Origin of the sequence: Pseudomonas sp. LP_7_YM, from assembly GCF_004364435.1 — a bacterium.
GTDB lineage: Bacteria > Pseudomonadota > Gammaproteobacteria > Pseudomonadales > Pseudomonadaceae > Aquipseudomonas.
Window position 1 is genome coordinate 1 of record NZ_SOCT01000022.1, and the last position, 16,147, is coordinate 16,147.

Consider the following 16,147-nt stretch of genomic DNA (forward strand, 5'->3'; position numbering starts at 1 on the left):
TAGGCGGCAGACTTGATCGATTTTGAACGGCTACCGTTTTTTGAAAGCGGCTATGGCTCAGCGGTCTAAAAATAGCGGCCTACTTCAGACCATCCCTAGATCCAGCGATACAGAGGTTCAGTTAGCGATGGTTGAAGCCTACGAAACAGGTGTGCTGAAAGGCGAGCAGCTCATTCTCGTGAGGCGTCTCATCGAAAAGCGGCGTACATCGGGGAAACACTACGGACAGCGAAGGCCCGCTCCCGAACGCATGAACACACCGCAGAAACTTCTGGGCGCCTATCAATCGGAGGTTAGACGGCAGAAGGTCATGATCAGAAAGGCGGATATTAATGAGCAGCGTCTGCTTATTCTCGTCACCGCTATGCGCCGCTTGCTTGATGATGACTATTTTTGCACCCTGCTTCGTAATGAGCAGATTCAAGACATGCCCAAATCATTGGCAGATCGCATCCAAGGGGATGTCTAGCGATGGCACACATCAAGCACGCCTTTGAGCAGGCTATCATTTCAGTACCGCTAGATAATATCTTGCCCACACGCTCACTCGACAAAGATATAGCCTCAAGCAAAAAATATTTGACGATCCTAACGTCAATCAGAGAGCTTGGCATTATTGAGCCGCTGGCGGTCTTTCGTCAGCCTGATCGTAGCCAAGGCGCTGCTACCTTTGTCCTGCTTGACGGTCACCTCCGCCTACATGCACTGAAAGCTTTAGGGGTAACAGAAGCGTTGTGCCTGCAATCCACTGATGACGAAGGTTTCACGTTCAATCAGCAAATCAATCGGCTGACACCTATCCAGGAACACAAGATGATCTTGGCTGCGGTTGCCAAAGGGGTCGCGCCTGCAACCATCGCGAAAGTGCTAGGCATTAATGTGGACCGAATCCATGCGCGCCAGCATTTGCTCGATGGCATATCGCCTGAAGTCGTTGAGATGTTGAAGGTGAGAATAGTAAGCCAAGATGTATTTCGAGTCCTTCGCAAGATGAAGCCGATGCGTCAGATTGAAACCGTCGAGCTAATGATGGCTGCCAATTGCTTCACCCAAACTTACGCACGCATGATTCTCGCAGCTTCGCGACTTGACACGCTGCTTGAAAAAAAGGCAAAACCTGCGACCGAGGCGACGGCCGAAGATATAGGGCGTATGGAACAGGAAATGGACAAGCTTTCACATGACTACAAAATGGTCGAGGGAACACTGGGAGAGACAATGCTGGTGCTAGTCGTAGCCAAGGGCTATTTGGCACGCCTGCTACGCAATGAAGCAATTATCGGATACCTGCACCATTGTCATGGAGAGCTTATCGAAGAGCTGACGGCCATCATGCAGGCCGTTACATCCGATTCAAGGCAGCCGGAGACAGAATGATCACCGTCTCTTCTACGTCAGCAGCAGATGATGATGGGTCGGAGGTCAAAGGTCGCATCCAGCAAGTTCTGGTTTTCACAAAATGCCTATTAAAGGGGTGCACCGCACTCGTTCATAGTACTTCGGTTCACACGAAAGCCGGAGGACTATGCGATGCCACGTCTTCCTACTCACCATTGCCACACCCGAGCGTGCAAGCATATTGCGCTTAAGGGAAAGCGCTTATCACTGGCTACCTAATCATAAAATTCAATCTGCGACTCTTTTAGAGTTTGAAATATACCTAGTGCTCGACAGAGGGGATTCGTAATAGTCCTCATCCAGAAAGCGAAGAAGCTTCTTTAAATCGGTCTTGTTACTTGGAATCGTTATTTTCCCACCGTCAGTTAGATTGAGGTCAAGCTGCATCGTTTTCGCCACAGTGCTGATATGCTCTATTGTATAGTTGTCCAAAACACCTGACTGGAGAATCAGGGAGATTTTCTTTCTCGTTTGGGCACCTGCATCCAGTACAAATTGAGCAACATCTTCTACAGACATTTTTTCGTGCTGCGCGAAGGAAGAGACCTCTTCATTCGTGGCTTCACGGTAATATTCGCTCAATTCAAACACACGCTTCGCGAAGTGAAAGCTGTGAAACTTAAGGATATTTCCTTCCAACACTGCCAAAAGCTTCTTATCAAATGTCAGTCCAGAGTCAGTCATTTTCTGAAACTGATCTCCCGAAAAAAACATTGAGAGCAACGTTCTTGAGATCACACGCCTTCTTTCAAAAATCTGAATCAAAATTTGTGTCGTGCCGTTGTTCTGAACCCCAACGAAGAAAGCCTTAACCACATCCAAGCTATGGTTCTGAGGATCGAATTGATCAACAGCTAATGGGCTTGCTACGGCGGCGGCCAAACCATCTACATCCGGGAAGTCAGCGATAGATAACAACTCGCTTTCGTCAGGTGTATACCTGCCGTCAAAGGGAATAACCTCATCTATGCCGTGAAAAAAGCTATCTCGCTGACTTTCAAACAAAACCCTAACTTCTTCACCAAGCTCAGCCGACATCGGAAACCTGATTACTCTAGAACCTGCGAGGTGAGTAATTGCGAACAAATTCATTCGATTATCCCTTAATTGATGAATCCACTATGCCGTATTCCGTCAACTGAATCACAGTCGTGATAGCCTTCAGATTATTAATGGTTTTCTTTGTTATCAACAGATAGGTGACACCTTCCTGGGTTTCGACTTCATAAAAGTGAAAACCAATCAGCCCCAGTACCGGATTGACATGAAGCGCATGCGTTGTCCACAGTACAAACATGAGCATTAGTCCTGCTAGAACCCATGCACCAAGCTCTTGCCCTGAACCACCTTTGAAAATCAATGGCAGCGCATAGGCTATGAAAAAGCCCAAAACCTCTTTATCTGCACTTTTAACTTTTTTAATTGAAATGGGCAGATGTTCGAATTTCGAAACAGCAGCGGTTACGATCCAGCTTGAAATGATTCCGAGCGCCAGACACACGCAGACGGCTAATATAGCCATTAGCCAATCACGATCGCGAGCAGCAAAGATATAAGCAAGCGATATCGATACTGGAGCCACTGCGGTAAAGGCAAGGATTACTCTAGCTGGCTTTCCTAACATACAATCCTCCGTCCCTAGACGGGATCATAGCTCAATGCCACTAGGTCGGCGCCAGTTTTCTTTGAACCGGCAACTCATTTTACCCGAAAGACTGTATGAATAAACAGTTAACCGGATCAAATTCCCATTTAGCTGTCGAAAATATCCAACGGCTCAAAACCATCGGTCTTACCGATCTAGCTCAGGGTACTGCTGTGCGAACGCCACACCGCTCGATAACATTCTCGGATACCGCTATGGGGTCTTAATCCCGTCCTGGTTTCCCCTTAGCTAAGCCACTGATGAGTGACAGGAGACGTATCTTTTTAAGCGTAATGACGAATGCCTTACGAGACAGGCTCAGCCGCTAAAATCCCGCAGGGGTAGTTAATGAGCGTTTATTTGGTGGTTTCTGCCTAGGCGGCAGCGCTTGGGGCCCGACCGGCTAGGGTGGAATGTGAATATGTTCATCAAGCGGATCGTCGCCGCTGTCCACCAGCGGGTCCAGCCAATCGGCCTTGGTCCGCGCCCAGCCAATTTGCTCAATCTGTTCAGGCGTGAGGTGATCGGCCAGCGATTGTTCTAGGGCCTTTGCATACTCGCGAATGACTTGAGCCCGCCGCCAATTCTGCGCATCAGTTTCCAGCTGATTAAAGCGGAGACGCTCCGCGTCCTGAACTCGCTTGCGTTCCACTTCGATATCACGGACTCGTTGGCGCTCCGCGTCTATTATGGCTTGACGCTCACGGCCGACCATAAAGCCGATCGCCCGAGTCGCCATCAGACCAATCAGCTTGTTGAGCTGTAACTCCACTGGACGACTTTCCGAATCCACGATTTTTCCGCCGTAACCATCGTCCGCCATGACTTGGAGTCGCCCGGAAGGGGTGTACTGCCATTGGGGCCAATAGCTCCAGCCGCCTTGGGCTTTCGTCGCCAGCTCTTTGGCGGTCGGCTCGTAGGGTGAGCGCAAAGTCGGTTCAAACACCCGCACGTTTAAGGTATCGCCGAACATCAGAATCTCGACCTGACGCTCTCCCTGGCGGACCACATACCCCCGTGCCTCGATAGCCTTGAGTAGCGCGTCAGCGATTTTAAGCGCGCGACTTTGTAGAGCCGTTGATACCGAAATATTCAGGACCTTGCCGCGCGTTTGCGGCATCCCGCGCTGATCGATGACCGGTTCAATCAAGGCGGCCCGCGCAGCGACGACCAACGGATGCCAGTGGGTAATACGCTCCGGCACCACGATCTGGTTTTTTGGCTGCTGTTCGAAGCTCAGGACCTGTTGAAGCCGGCTGTCCACGGCTTCGGCAGCCTCGACCGGTCGGGTCGTGTGCACAGCGGGACGGTATAGATAGCTGGGATGGCCCACGTATTCACGCAGCTTGGGACGCGGATGGACACGTTTACCGGCCTTAACTTTGGCCCAATAGCCGCGCGGTGGTGTGGCTATTTGCAGGCGGGCGCAGAGGTTCTTCAGCCCGACGTCCGACAGGTTGTAACGGGGCGCCACCTGCACCATCGGTTCGGACCAGATCTCGTCCAGCAACTGGGCACGGTCATACAGTTCGGTCATGGCAGATGTCCTTGGCAATACCGCGAAGGCAGACTGTTGTGCTCTCTTCCGGGCGCGGCGTAAGGCCTTACGACTCCCCCCCCAAATCATCGCGTGCGACCCGCCCGAATGCTGGATCATCAGGCACGGGCGGCTCATCGAATAAGTGATGGATCCGCCGCGCGTGTCGAGGGTTCGCCAGCGCCTGAAAAAAACACGCCTCGCACAACTGCACCTGGTAGCGCTCGCCATCATGCGCGCAACCGTCACCCCAACTTGCTTGCAGCGTACCGAACTGCTGACCATGGCCGGGTAGGCGAGTGGCGCCACCACAGACATCGCAGAAGAGGTCGGCATTGTTCTGAGTGGGATCAATCATCGGTTTCACTCCTGAGTGTGTGGAGGCTTATCGCAACGCGGGGAATTTGAGGATTTAACCCAACCTCGATTATGCGCAGCGCGGTTCGAGTCCTCAGTCGGCCATGTTGAGTCGGAGAAGCGAATCCCTGACCTTAGAGGTGCTGCGAAAATCCATTCGGACCGGGCGACTCTGACTCAGCGTTATGAGCTGGATGAGTGGCAGGTTTTCAGAAGAAGCCATAGCACTGGTCAGCGCTAGGCAGGAAGAATGCGCCAAGCTGATGATCCAACCTCATGACGATGAATGCGTTCTTGCCAAAGCAAAGGCCAGCGAAGAGGCCGGTTTACTAAAGACATACGAGCAACGCTTTCGTTAAACACCCCATGCAAGAATTCGAGGCCAAGAAGAGACGCCGAAAGCGCTGAGAGGATCGAGTAGCGCAGCACCAATTGGCAATCCTTACGACGCCTCCACCACAATGGTCGAGGACGTATAGGCCTTTTCTGTGGGTCCCGAACGGTTAGGAACGCTCTGCACGAACAACCCATAGCCTCATACGTTGTCCACAAACAGCCTTGCTGTGGCGGCATCTAGGGCGTCCGAAGCCTCGGCGTTTAATGTGACACCCCTTAGCATCCCGCGCCGCCTAGGCATCGTGATCGGGACCAGCTTGGCGACCGGTATGCCTGCTTTGGTAACGATGATTGTTTCCCCGCCTGCAACCGCATCGACAAGCCGCGATAGGTGCGTCTTCGCGGCGTGGATGTTGTAAGTCCGCATGGTGTTACCCCGTGGTCGGCGCTCTGATAAGTTTACACAAGACTAAGCAGAGGTCTTAGTAGCCATCCGGGCAATTTTACGACGATAGTGGATACCCATTAAAGGTCACACCAAGTCTTGGCTTTGCAGGGCCAGAAGATGACTTGGCCGGACGGATACGTTGAGCCGCTTGCTGAGCCCGCTTGACCGACCGCAGTATCATACGGATGTCCGGGCTTCGGCCAACGGTCAGCGCGACAATCTGGCGCTCACTTATTACGGACGACGCCGTGGAATCCTTTCCATGTCCGGTCTGCTTCCACCTGCCATGGCGAGCCGCTTTGCCGCTTGGGTCCGGATCAGGACTTCAAGCGCCCACCTGACAAGTTCCTCGTCCGTAGCTCCTGGCTTGGCGAACTGCCTAGCCTTTACCAACAACTCGTCTTCAATGGTAATCATCCGCATATAAAAACCTGCATGAATAGTCGGTTGAGAAGAATCACGTACTACAGTTTCGGCATCCGTCGGGGCTTCCCGAACTGGGCGCTGATCTCATTACAGCGCGCTTGTAGATGGTGGTCCACACGAGCGCGCTCCTGCTCATTCAATGACTCGTACCAGGTCATCCAGTCCTTCATGCGTTGCCGTCCATTTGCCTGATTGAGAGCCTTGAGCGTGAGTAAGTTGTTGAAGGTTTTTTGCCGCCGCTGCCCTGGCTGATCATCCATAGGTAGATCCGTCATGCAACCTCCAGCTTCATTCAAGAGTCACGACCGCTCGGCGAGCACTGATCACCGGGCTCGAAGTTTATTGTGAGAGCTGTGGACCGGGGTTAACCCCACGCATCAAAACTCTCAGCAGGTCCTCCAAGGACCGTTTGCCGGTGCGGCGCTCGAAGGTAGCTACTACATAGTAGCTGCCCGACTGGGTGTGAAAAGCCCAAAATCCAGGCCACCAATCGACCTGGAAAATATTTGAGGTCCAGAGATCGTGGCCGTCTGCGAACATGCCGCCTGGCCACGCCTTCATATGACCGTATGTTTGTGCAATACAGCTGCATGCGCAGAACCGTGCATTGACCAAATACGCCGTCACAGGTCGGCCAAAATTGTATTTTCGAGCTTGAGCTAACTTCCTGATGGCATAAGTGCTGAGCATGGCACTGTCTCCCTAGCGATATTGCGTGATCAACCAAGAGGCATAGGTGTCCCTCATTTAATTATCCGCAACACCATGGCCACCCCAACTGCTAGGATGACTTGACGTCATCTAGCCTACCGAACGAGCGAGACCCAGATGGTGGTACTGACACTGATGTGGCTATTGTTGTTAACCGTCACAGGATTCAGAGTCCTGGAGCGCGAGCTACGGCAGACCGTGGAAGGCAAGCATTACGTCGCAAGACATGCAATATTTGCATCTCTACTGACAGGAATGTGTGCGTTTCTATTAGTTGCAGTGACTTGTGCAGTTGCTACAACATTAATCATGGTCATTGCTCCTGATCAGGCACACTCCGTTTGGATCAGAAGCGTTACAGTACTTGGACGGCTGGTGCCTATTACTTCGACAACGACATCGATGGCGGTCGTCACAGCGGTCCTGCTTATGAGCTTCTTGAGCGCGCCTTTATTGAGACCAGCCTTGGGGCGCGTTCATAAATGGGCGCACCTTGGCTAGCGATCCACCGCTTCTATCTTCGGATCTTTTTTCTTGTTCCACTGGGCTGCTGCGACCAACTGATCGATACTGAGTAGCAAGCCTCGCTGAGTACCGGACGACGCCTGGCCCCGTACAGCTTTTACGTTCGCCGGCATCAATGCACGTAGCAACCAGAGTGACTTCGTCCCAGTACGACCTGCCAGCTCTGCCAGCACCGCATATTCAGCCATGAAGTCGAGCAACGCAGACAGTGGGATACGTGTTTGCAGATGTTCTCCCTGGGCAACAGTGGCGGTTCTCAGCAGGCCTTGCCTGATCCAGCTAACGACATTTTCGTGCTTCCACTTGCGCAGCTTTACCAGCTCCGTGATGGTCAACATGGGTTCACTTGGCTCTTCATGAAGTTCGTCTTTGATATCTGCCAGGTCAAACCTCAACCCTGCCAGCCCATGAAGGGCCTGATTGTGTTCAATAGGCCGAATTTCAAGCGCCAGGATCTTTTGCAGGACGGAACAAATACGGTCTGACGAAATACCGCGACGCACCGTGATGTCTTGCAGGCCGATCAGTTGCTCCTCAGGTGTCGTGCGTCCACTTACCGCGCTGGTGAGGCGCCCAATCAACACATCTACGTCCTTAACGAGGAACTCGCCCGATACCAGCGGAGGACGTTCTTTCTTGGTTTGCTTGCGCAAAGCCCCTGCTTGCATCAACCGTTCGAAAAGAATCTTCGACACGCCAAGCTGCTTACGGGTTGTGGTCGCGTCATAGTGAGCAAGGCGATCATGGCGCACTCGTTCTACTACCTTTTTATGAATGGAAACGAAGCGGTTTTTACCCCGCACGGTGACTTTTCCGTCAATTTCACCGGTCGTGACGGCTGATCGGACCAACTCAGAACCAATACCAATCAACCGCCCGGCCTCCTCTGAAGTCAGCCAACACTTCTCCTGAAGATGCTGGGGATCAATGGTGGAAAGCCTGAGGTTCAAATGCCCGTCGAAATTACGAGTCAGGTGCTGGACCAAGGCCTCCCTGATGCAATCATGCGCAGGATCGACATAGCGTTGATGCAGCGCCCGGTACCATCCCCCGAGCCGCTTCGCCAACCCGGGCCCTTCGGTGCTCGCCAATCGATCACCCAAGGCTTCATTAAAGCGACTGGGCCATTGCAGCAGCAGATCAAAACCCGCTCGACCCCAGGCGATAACGTCATCGTCAGCCGCTCTGCCTCGTGAAGGCTTGGGCAATAGGCCCCCCGGACTCTCCTGAATAAAATGCTTACCCAGCAGACAGAGGAGTTCGGCGGTATCGCTGGACGGCAGTCCGGTGCTCCAGGTTGGCGGTAGCGATTGCCGGGCAACGTGGTCAACGCCAAGCAGGAGCGCAGACAGCGCCAGTGCTTGATCACTGGCGGGTTGGGCCGGATTCTTAGCATAGGAATGACCACATGAGCAGTGATCAAGCGAACCGTCGGCGCTGACGCCCTGACCACAGGCCGCGCAGCTCGTCCTGAGAAGAATCCCGTGGCGGGGGCATGCCGTCACGAGGACATGCGCCCAGCCCATGCGTTGGTACGGTTGCTCCCCCATACAAGCGGGGCAGAATTTGGCAGACTCAATGCGCTGGTATTTCAGGCGAAGCATTGGATTGCGATTGTCGGGGGAAAATTGGCGAATGGCCAAGTCGGCAGCGTCGACCCCCAAGACACCCGCAAGCTGTGCCACCTCGGGTTCGCTGAAGGTCGACCGGAACTTTATCCCGAAACTGCCGAGGAAAGCTTTCACACCCGGAGCCAAGTTGCGCTGGCTGACACGTCGAAGAAAGCCGTGCAATGACTCGTCGGTATAAGGTGTGAGACGCACGATCAGGCTCATGCTTGCTCCCTTCTTTGTGCGGCTTTGGGCATCGGTAGGCGTGCTTCGGTCAACATCCTGGCATACCCTTGGCCCAGCAGGCTTTCTACGGGCGGCGGGCCTTCGAAGGGATTGAATTCGAGAAACCGTGTATTTACCGCTTCTGCGTAGGCGCGCGCCATGGTTGTCTCGGTAATCAGGCGACCTTTGGCCAAATGCTCGGTTGCTCGAAACAACTTCACCAGCATGCCAATGCGTCCGAGACAGGCACCGTAAACCCGTCGGCCGTAGTCAAGATCCGAGGCGTCAGGTGCAGTCCAGCCCGCATCGGTGAATGCCTCGGTCAGCGACAGGAGCGCGCGGCGAAATTCAAACTGCTCACCTTCGTGGTTCCAGTTATAGGGCCTAAAATCAAACACGGCTTCTGAACGGTCTCGAAGTTGCTCGTTGCGCAGCAGTACCTCGTTTGCCAGCGGCGATCCGGTGAGGACCAACGTCAGGTTCATTTCTTCGGCCAGCACTTTTAGCCAGTCCGCTGCTTCGCGGGTCGCGACCTGAGAACCACGTTCGGCAAAATGCTGCATCTCATCCAGAAAAATGATCTTTGTACCTGTGATCTTGAGCAACTCGCACACCATCCGGGTCAGTTCTTCCGAGCTGGAGCGGTTGTAACGCGGGGACTTGAGCGCCTCCAGCACCGCGATCGGCAAAGACCTGCGGGTCGGGTTAACGGGTGACATAACCCGGAGTATTGGGATATGCCGAACGCCCTCGATAACTGTTGGTGGGTTATCAGCCAACACCGTTTTGATCAGCTCGGACTTGCCGACGCGCGTCGGGCCGAAAATGGGCAAGATCAACGTTTCACCCTTGAGGCCACGCTCAACCGTGGATTCCAATCGGTCCAGCGCCTGTCTAAACGTCGCATGCTCGATCAACTCGTATTTCGTTATCGACGTCATTTGGCGTCCCCTTGAACCGATTTTGGGCGGCGCGGCGCTGCCGAGAGCGTTCCTTTCGACAATCCGGTTTCATGCACCGGGTCGATGACTTGCCGAGTTAGTTCTTGCCGCTGGGTCTCCAACCGCAGGCGTTCGCGCTCTTGGATTCGAGCGTCCTGGTTGCGGTCTTTCATGCTTCCACCAACCGCTCTGTCGGCGCTTTCACGGAGCATTTCGACGTGAGCAATCTGATACCCCTCCCCCGACAGTTGAGCATCCGACTTGCTATTCTTGCTGCGAATCTTGCGTGCCTCTTGAAAACTAATGAGGGGCATCGCCGTAGAGCGGTTAACCGCCTCGATAAGCACCCCGGCGTTGGTGGGATCCACGACATATACAACCCGACAATCAAGCGGATTAAGCCGTACTTTGACCTTGGTTTTCTCGCCCCGGCGGGCATAAAGCTTGGCCAACTCCGAGCTGTTGTAAGTCATGGTGTCCAGGCAGACGCCTTCTCGACTCAACGTCATTTCACGCGCGTGGTAGTACAGGCAAGCATTCCTGAACTCTTCGGGGCCAGGTGGCGGTAGCACTACGTGGCGACGTTTCAACAGTTCCATTGCCCGTGCAGGCGAGCAACCAGGCTCGAAGCGATGCTCCAGTCGTTGAAGCGGAGTGCGCATGTATACGTTCGCTATCCAGCGGATGACCAATGCCTCCAGTTCTGGAACTGTGTACAAGCGCTCTTTCATGGCGCGTCCGACGGGATCACGCTCAAACTTCGACTGGGACTTAGTTGATCCTTGTAGTGTATTGATCAATCCCAACTTCAGCGTACCGAAGAACCGCTCAATAAAAGGCTTGGCTTGCGGTTTTCCAGCCATGGGGTAATCAATCGTGGTGTGCAGATAACGCAATGCATTAAGCACCAGCGCCCCATGATGTTCTTGCGCGTTGTCGAGCACCATGGTTTCAATCGCCGCTGGAGCCAACCAAGGGTGATTGAGTTGATATCGCTCGCTGAAGGCCTCGCCTTTCGGGGAGAAGCAAAACTCAAGCGCGGAGAGCACGAAATCCTGAGACGGTTTTTCAATACCGACCCGCACCATCACTACTGAGCCCGTAGCTGCATCCACTCCCGCATAGCAACTGGCCTTGCCTATCGGTTCGCCGCGCTCATCACAGCAGAAGATATCGAGCGGTGTCGCGTCGACTTCCACGCGTTCGTAGGGGCGTTCGACCAGGAACTTGCGAATTGCGGCGCGCATCTCCTGATCGAGGGTGGCTTTCGATACCCGGCCACAGCCGATGAGCGTCTGCGCCATAGCGCTGATGCGACGACAAACACTACGACGCGATATGCCTCGAAAAACAGTATTGCGTTGAGCAGCCCGGTCCCGGCATTGTTGATTGACCATCTTGGTGATCTGGCTGACGTTGAACTTGTCGGTGCTGAAATACCGCCGGAGGATTTCATCCGTTACAGTTTCATCAAAATCCAGATCGTCCAAAGTCCCGAGCTGGCGTTTGTTTCCCCTCGCACTGAAACGGGGTGCCAATTGATCCGTCGACCCTGCGAGAGCAGACGATTTTCGCCAACGCTGAATAGTCCGAGTAGACGGCAGCGGGAGATTGCGTTCAACGCAGCGCTCCTTGAGGCGTTCAATCGTTGCCTTCCATGAACAACTGTGATGAATTTCCTCAACGTATTCGAGTAGCTCCAGGCGCTGGTCGAGCGCGCTGCGTTCGGTCTGCGTGAGGTTGCGCACCGGCATCGGCTGCATTGCGTAGGCAATGGGTCCGTAACTTGCTCGATACTGGCCTTGCGCAACCCGTTGCTGGAATTCGTCGGTACTCAAGACAAACTCTTCGCCCAGCGCTCCCTGCAAGACGATCTGAGAAATCTCAGGACGAATGGAGACCACTCGGCGGACTTGATCGCGCTCAAGGAAGACACTATCGACTGCAAGGACACGGCTCATACGCGCACCTTCAACAACTGAAGATGGGACAGATCACCATGAGCTGCACGAATTTCGCTGGTGGACGAGAACAGCGGCATCGTCAGATCAGCCGTCAGTAGCCCAGCAAGGAGCCCTGCGAGCAAGCCAATCCGACCCGAGGATAGATACGAACTCAGATCCGTGGTCATCCAACTGGAGCAAGACCCGAGCAGCGCGCTGAGTTCTTCTTCAGCCGCTAGACGGATCGGCGCCAGATACCCAGCCCGCAGCAAGTGAAGATTGCCCACGGCCTCCATGACTGTCGGAGACACCACGGTATTTGGGATAACCATAAAGCCAACACCGTGCTGGTGCAGACAGGCCTCAACATCCTTTCGTTTGGTCTCGAACTCTTCGATGAAGTGGGAATGTTTGGCATCGATAGCCATCAGGCTTCCGTCATCAAGCCTGCACAAAAAGTCAGGCGTGTAGAAACGCGCCTTGATACCTGTGCGTGGTCGGTATTGCTGACGAGAAGGCAACATCTCGTTGCTCTGCAATTCTAGAGTGAAGGGCTGCGCCGTAAGCTCGATGACACGGGGATCAATATCGAGCATGAGGCCAACATCACGCTCCAGCGCGCTCTCAACGCGCAAATCTCCTCCTGGACATTTGGTGGATTTAATCACAAGTGCACGCCTGCCACGCCGAGTTCGGCGGGAAACATCCCTTGCGAAGTTAGAACTATCAATGTCTCTGATCATGCGGGTGTGCTCCTACGATGCACGGGAAGTGTTATTCGCCGCAGGAGAAAGTCAAATCGACCTTAATAAGTAAGTAACTGATTTTTATGAAATTTTGTTAATACAAAATAAAGCAAATGAATTTACTCTGTCCATTTCAACGAGTTATAAAAATCGTCAAATCAAAGCTATATATAATAATAGACAAAGGCACTTTCGATTTCAGACCAACGGCGTAAAACTACTTATAAAAAAGTATAAGAACCTATGGTGCCTACTTTACGAGCGGTCTGTCCGAGCAGCCAGTATAGCCAGACCAAATAAAGTATGCAATACTTTATTTTCACGAAGCTGTCGGCTCTCTCGGACACATATGATCGATTACGAAATTTTGCTAAGACACCCAGCGGCGCGCTCACCCGCGTGGTCGGCCTCCGATAGGGCTTTAATCACCTTGACGGTCATCGCTTGGTTACGGGCTTCTCGTGACAAGCAATTGCCTGTCGAGCTGCGACTGCTGGATGTTGCCAGCCATCCCGACCATGTCACAAGCGCCTTCGCAGCTATCCGAAATCTATGGGAGATGGATGAAGGCCCTCCTATTAGTAAGGACGCATTAATGGTGATCGTCCAGGCAGCGCTGAAGCTTGAACGGTCGGGACAGTTAGCTGAATGGGAGTCGGAGTCAGACCTCGTATTCGCGGCAAACCTTCCATCACCGACGATTACCCTTGCCCCTTATGTGGCCCACATCGTCACAGTCATTGGGCTCTCGGAAAATCCAACAACCGTTTACGTACCCTTTGAAAATTCTGGTCAGCTTGCCTCCCGGCTGTACAACAGAGACGTGGGTATATGGGTTGCATCGACCAGTCCACGACTGGTTCAGCTAGCGCTTATAAACGCTGGCGTCCATGAATTAAAGCTGCATCCGGTTGATCCCGTGATCGATTCAACCGCGCTCGATGAGAAAGGATTTACTCCATTCGGAGCAGCTGTCGCCGCGTTCGACTTCAAAAACAACTACGCTACCGTAAAGCACGAAACAGAATTACACAGCCAGTACGGCCATCCCTCTGCGGTAGGGCCATTAGCAGCGGTGTTCCACATGTTGACCCGTACCACTGGCAAGGTCGTGCTGGTGGTGCCAGACAGCTTGCTCTTCAGCCCGGGGGCTGAGCGAGGGCTACGCCAGCATCTATTAGAGAATCGACTATTGGATGCGGTCCTGAGCCTCCCAAAGGAGGCCGTTCACGGGATGAGCGGTACAGCTTCCATTTTGGTTATAAACACAGCCAGGACATCTGAAAACGTCCTGTTCCTAAAAGTTGTCCCGGAGCTTTTGGGAGCTTCTCAAGGTGGCGACTCAAAGCCTCATCATGTACTGGGCCAGTTCCGAAACCGGCAGTCAGGACAATTCAGCACACTGGTCAGCACAGCCGACTTGCTGGCTTCCGCTGATTTGAATTTAGAGCCAGGGCGACATCAGGAAAGCCGTCCGGCGAAGGGCATACATGAACCGCACGTAGCCATCGACGAGCATTTCGAACTGATCAGACCGCGTCAGCATCACTCCAGCTTAACCGGGGTACCTGTCCATGAGCTTCAAGCCTCGGACATTCCGGACTACGGGCTGGTACAGAGCGCTTGCAAACCTTCCCAGCACGATCTGAATGGACCCAACGCTCAGGAATATTTCTTGCGGGAAAACGACGTGGTTATCTGTATTAAAGGTGCGGTTGGGAAGGTCGGATGCATTGCAAAGCCACCGCCTATTGGATCAGGAGGGTGGGTGTGCGGGCAGTCCATTGCCGTGCTCCGCGCTCGGGGCCAAGGCTACAACCCTCAAGCGCTCATGATGTATTTGCGGTCCCCACTTGGACAAGCGCAGCTCAATCGTTTGGTAGTAGGAACCAGCGCTCCGACGATCCAGGGTAAGGCTCTAAAGGGCCTGGAGATTCCAGTCCTTACCCCCGTGCAATCCGACATGGCAGCAGAATCTCTGGAAAAAGAGGTCGCCATTGAAGCTGACATCTTGCGATTGAGGCACAAGCAGTCGCAAATCAGTGGCTTTCTTTGGGCCGACTAAGATAGGAGAACGACCACTTTGAGTGCAGTTCGTTAACCGTCGTCGTTGCGTGGGCATGTGTGCTCTACGGCAGGTGCGACGGCAAAAGGCTAGCTAAGCCCTGCAACACCAGCAGAACCAGCAATTAAAAACATCAATACACTGGCAACTTTTAGTTTACAGGTTGCACTTTAACGGGTAAATTCGCCCCTTGTCCCCACCTGATCCGGAGTTGCCATGCTGCCTTATCCATCCTCCTCTGAATTCCCCGCCGCGCTGAAGGCTCGTAGAGAGTTCCTCGGTCTGAGTCGTTCTGCGCTAGCCCGAGCAGCCAATATTCATGTCGTGATGCCTCGGCGATACGAAGAGCCAGACTGCGGCGAATTCGCGCGACCACGTGCTGATAGCACATGGTTGGCTTTGAACAAAGCGCTGAGATATGAGGTTCCTAATGAGATTCTGGCGGCATTAGCCCAAGACGAACCTGTTAATACTGCCGCTACCAGCGTCGACCTAGAGCCTCAAAACCTAGTCAAGGCGTTGACCTTAGCTGAGGCGAAAGCAGGCTTAGCGGCCACCTTCGGCGTCTCCATCGAGTGCATAGAAATCACCATTCGTGGCTGAGTTCAGAAGCGCTTCCTGAACCAAACAACTAAGTTACAACTTTTATAGGACTGTAGAATGGATAATTTGCAGAATAGCGTTTGGGACAAAGCGTCGGAAAAGCTGAAGCAAAGCGTTGCAGCAATGCCAGTAGGGAAAGAGAGCAAGATCCGCGACCTGATTGGGGAGGTGACCTGGACTCCCCTAGAACGGAAAACCCGTCACCGCCTGGGAAAACACGTACGGGCCAATTTGGATCATTACGGGCTGGTGTTCGTACGCAAGGCGGGGAGCATCGCCGTTTATAAAAAATCGACCGTCTGAATTTCCACGTATCGGATTGCCCATTACTGCGGATCTACGTCAACCATCAGCTCGCTTTGGCGAATGGGCATCGGCCGAAGAAAACTGGCGAGCTGATCCTGCTGCTCCACCAAAAAAGGTGCATCTTGAACTCTCGTGTAGAGATTAAGTAGGCGCTTTTCAGCACGGAGCAAAATGGTCTCGTAAAGCATAGGGATGATCTTGACCTCCTCCCCGTGGGAGGTCGGCTCATCGTAAGCGTCCGCCGAAGTCACCTTGCACGACTTAGGCAGATACCCACTGATGCGGCAGCAGTTGCTCAATCTCACTCGCTCGCTGCGTCGGCAAC

15 protein-coding genes and 2 pseudogenes are annotated in these 16,147 nt (G+C 53.4%); 5 read left to right on the forward strand and 12 right to left on the reverse strand.

Annotated features, from left to right (window positions below; genetic code table 11):
• Positions 1-91 precede the first annotated feature (91 nt).
• A pseudogene (locus EC915_RS24130) lies at positions 92-469 on the forward strand (chromosome partitioning protein ParB); the annotation flags it as partial.
• Positions 470-471: 2 nt separating this feature from the next.
• Positions 472-1,377 (forward strand): plasmid partitioning protein RepB C-terminal domain-containing protein, encoded by a 906-nt coding sequence (locus EC915_RS24135; protein ID WP_133752982.1) that lies wholly within the window; start codon positions 472-474, stop codon positions 1,375-1,377.
• Positions 1,378-1,626: 249 nt separating this feature from the next.
• Here the strand turns inward: EC915_RS24135 and EC915_RS24140 are convergent, their stop codons facing one another.
• From EC915_RS24140 to EC915_RS24195, 11 genes are all read right to left on the reverse strand, one after another.
• Entirely contained in the window at positions 1,627-2,490 is an 864-nt protein-coding gene (locus EC915_RS24140; protein WP_133752983.1) for a Kiwa anti-phage protein KwaB-like domain-containing protein, read from the reverse strand.
• 4 nt (positions 2,491-2,494) lie between these two features.
• Positions 2,495-3,022 (reverse strand): hypothetical protein, encoded by a 528-nt coding sequence (locus EC915_RS24145; RefSeq protein WP_133752984.1) that lies wholly within the window; start codon positions 3,020-3,022, stop codon positions 2,495-2,497.
• Positions 3,023-3,446: 424 nt separating this feature from the next.
• Complete coding sequence (locus EC915_RS25395; protein WP_256658826.1) at positions 3,447-4,580, reverse strand: hypothetical protein; 1,134 nt, start codon at positions 4,578-4,580, stop codon at positions 3,447-3,449.
• Between the two features lie 67 nt (positions 4,581-4,647).
• On the reverse strand, positions 4,648-4,938 hold the full coding sequence (locus EC915_RS24155; RefSeq protein WP_133752985.1) for a hypothetical protein: 291 nt from the start codon (positions 4,936-4,938) through the stop codon (positions 4,648-4,650).
• Positions 4,939-5,472: 534 nt separating this feature from the next.
• On the reverse strand, positions 5,473-5,700 hold the full coding sequence (locus EC915_RS24160; protein WP_133752986.1) for a type II toxin-antitoxin system Phd/YefM family antitoxin: 228 nt from the start codon (positions 5,698-5,700) through the stop codon (positions 5,473-5,475).
• A 485-nt stretch (positions 5,701-6,185) separates the two neighbouring features.
• A complete protein-coding gene (locus EC915_RS24170) occupies positions 6,186-6,422 on the reverse strand; it encodes a hypothetical protein (protein WP_133752988.1) in 237 nt (78 codons plus the stop codon).
• 64 nt (positions 6,423-6,486) lie between these two features.
• Entirely contained in the window at positions 6,487-6,837 is a 351-nt protein-coding gene (locus tag EC915_RS24175; RefSeq protein ID WP_133752989.1) for a hypothetical protein, read from the reverse strand.
• A gap of 518 nt (positions 6,838-7,355) precedes the next feature.
• Complete coding sequence (locus tag EC915_RS24180; protein ID WP_133752990.1) at positions 7,356-9,218, reverse strand: TniQ family protein; 1,863 nt, start codon at positions 9,216-9,218, stop codon at positions 7,356-7,358.
• The gene (locus tag EC915_RS24185; RefSeq protein WP_133752991.1) at positions 9,215-10,159 is read right to left on the reverse strand and encodes a TniB family NTP-binding protein; all 945 of its coding nucleotides are present in this window, start codon (positions 10,157-10,159) and stop codon (positions 9,215-9,217) included. The genes EC915_RS24180 and EC915_RS24185 overlap by 4 nt, the downstream gene beginning before the upstream one ends.
• Positions 10,156-12,120 (reverse strand): Mu transposase C-terminal domain-containing protein, encoded by a 1,965-nt coding sequence (locus tag EC915_RS24190; protein ID WP_133752992.1) that lies wholly within the window; start codon positions 12,118-12,120, stop codon positions 10,156-10,158. The genes EC915_RS24185 and EC915_RS24190 overlap by 4 nt, the downstream gene beginning before the upstream one ends.
• Positions 12,117-12,845: a TnsA endonuclease N-terminal domain-containing protein gene (locus EC915_RS24195; protein ID WP_133752993.1), complete on the reverse strand. Its 729-nt coding sequence runs from the start codon at positions 12,843-12,845 to the stop codon at positions 12,117-12,119. Before EC915_RS24195 ends, EC915_RS24190 begins: the two co-directional genes overlap by 4 nt.
• Positions 12,846-13,197: 352 nt before the next feature.
• On the opposite strand from EC915_RS24195, the gene EC915_RS24200 reads away from it, so the two are divergent.
• The 3 genes from EC915_RS24200 to EC915_RS24210 all read left to right on the forward strand — a co-directional run bounded on the left by EC915_RS24200 (position 13,198) and on the right by EC915_RS24210 (position 15,819).
• Positions 13,198-14,913 carry an N-6 DNA methylase gene (locus EC915_RS24200; protein WP_133752994.1) on the forward strand — a complete coding sequence of 572 codons (1,716 nt, stop codon included), beginning with the start codon at positions 13,198-13,200 and terminating at the stop codon, positions 14,911-14,913.
• Positions 14,914-15,129: 216 nt separating this feature from the next.
• Positions 15,130-15,516 (forward strand): hypothetical protein, encoded by a 387-nt coding sequence (locus EC915_RS24205; RefSeq protein WP_133752995.1) that lies wholly within the window; start codon positions 15,130-15,132, stop codon positions 15,514-15,516.
• A gap of 57 nt (positions 15,517-15,573) precedes the next feature.
• On the forward strand, positions 15,574-15,819 hold the full coding sequence (locus EC915_RS24210) for a hypothetical protein (protein WP_133752996.1): 246 nt from the start codon (positions 15,574-15,576) through the stop codon (positions 15,817-15,819).
• 23 nt (positions 15,820-15,842) lie between these two features.
• On the opposite strand, the pseudogene EC915_RS25045 reads toward EC915_RS24210, so the two are convergent.
• A pseudogene (locus tag EC915_RS25045) lies at positions 15,843-16,147 on the reverse strand (hypothetical protein); the annotation flags it as partial.

Excerpts from the sequence above, each read along its gene's own strand:
- EC915_RS24135 (WP_133752982.1), top strand. The coding sequence starts at position 472 with ATGGCACACATCAAGCACGCCTTTGAGCAGGCTATCATTTCAGTACCG.
- EC915_RS24140 (WP_133752983.1), bottom strand. The coding sequence starts at position 2,490 with ATGAATTTGTTCGCAATTACTCACCTCGCAGGTTCTAGAGTAATCAGG.
- EC915_RS24145 (WP_133752984.1), bottom strand. The coding sequence starts at position 3,022 with ATGTTAGGAAAGCCAGCTAGAGTAATCCTTGCCTTTACCGCAGTGGCT.
- EC915_RS25395 (WP_256658826.1), bottom strand. The coding sequence starts at position 4,580 with ATGACCGAACTGTATGACCGTGCCCAGTTGCTGGACGAGATCTGGTCC.
- EC915_RS24155 (WP_133752985.1), bottom strand. The coding sequence starts at position 4,938 with ATGATTGATCCCACTCAGAACAATGCCGACCTCTTCTGCGATGTCTGT.
- EC915_RS24160 (WP_133752986.1), bottom strand. The coding sequence starts at position 5,700 with ATGCGGACTTACAACATCCACGCCGCGAAGACGCACCTATCGCGGCTT.
- EC915_RS24170 (WP_133752988.1), bottom strand. The coding sequence starts at position 6,422 with ATGACGGATCTACCTATGGATGATCAGCCAGGGCAGCGGCGGCAAAAA.
- EC915_RS24175 (WP_133752989.1), bottom strand. The coding sequence starts at position 6,837 with ATGCTCAGCACTTATGCCATCAGGAAGTTAGCTCAAGCTCGAAAATAC.
- EC915_RS24180 (WP_133752990.1), bottom strand. The coding sequence starts at position 9,218 with ATGAGCCTGATCGTGCGTCTCACACCTTATACCGACGAGTCATTGCAC.
- EC915_RS24185 (WP_133752991.1), bottom strand. The coding sequence starts at position 10,159 with ATGACGTCGATAACGAAATACGAGTTGATCGAGCATGCGACGTTTAGA.
- EC915_RS24190 (WP_133752992.1), bottom strand. The coding sequence starts at position 12,120 with ATGAGCCGTGTCCTTGCAGTCGATAGTGTCTTCCTTGAGCGCGATCAA.
- EC915_RS24195 (WP_133752993.1), bottom strand. The coding sequence starts at position 12,845 with ATGATCAGAGACATTGATAGTTCTAACTTCGCAAGGGATGTTTCCCGC.
- EC915_RS24200 (WP_133752994.1), top strand. The coding sequence starts at position 13,198 with ATGATCGATTACGAAATTTTGCTAAGACACCCAGCGGCGCGCTCACCC.
- EC915_RS24205 (WP_133752995.1), top strand. The coding sequence starts at position 15,130 with ATGCTGCCTTATCCATCCTCCTCTGAATTCCCCGCCGCGCTGAAGGCT.
- EC915_RS24210 (WP_133752996.1), top strand. The coding sequence starts at position 15,574 with ATGGATAATTTGCAGAATAGCGTTTGGGACAAAGCGTCGGAAAAGCTG.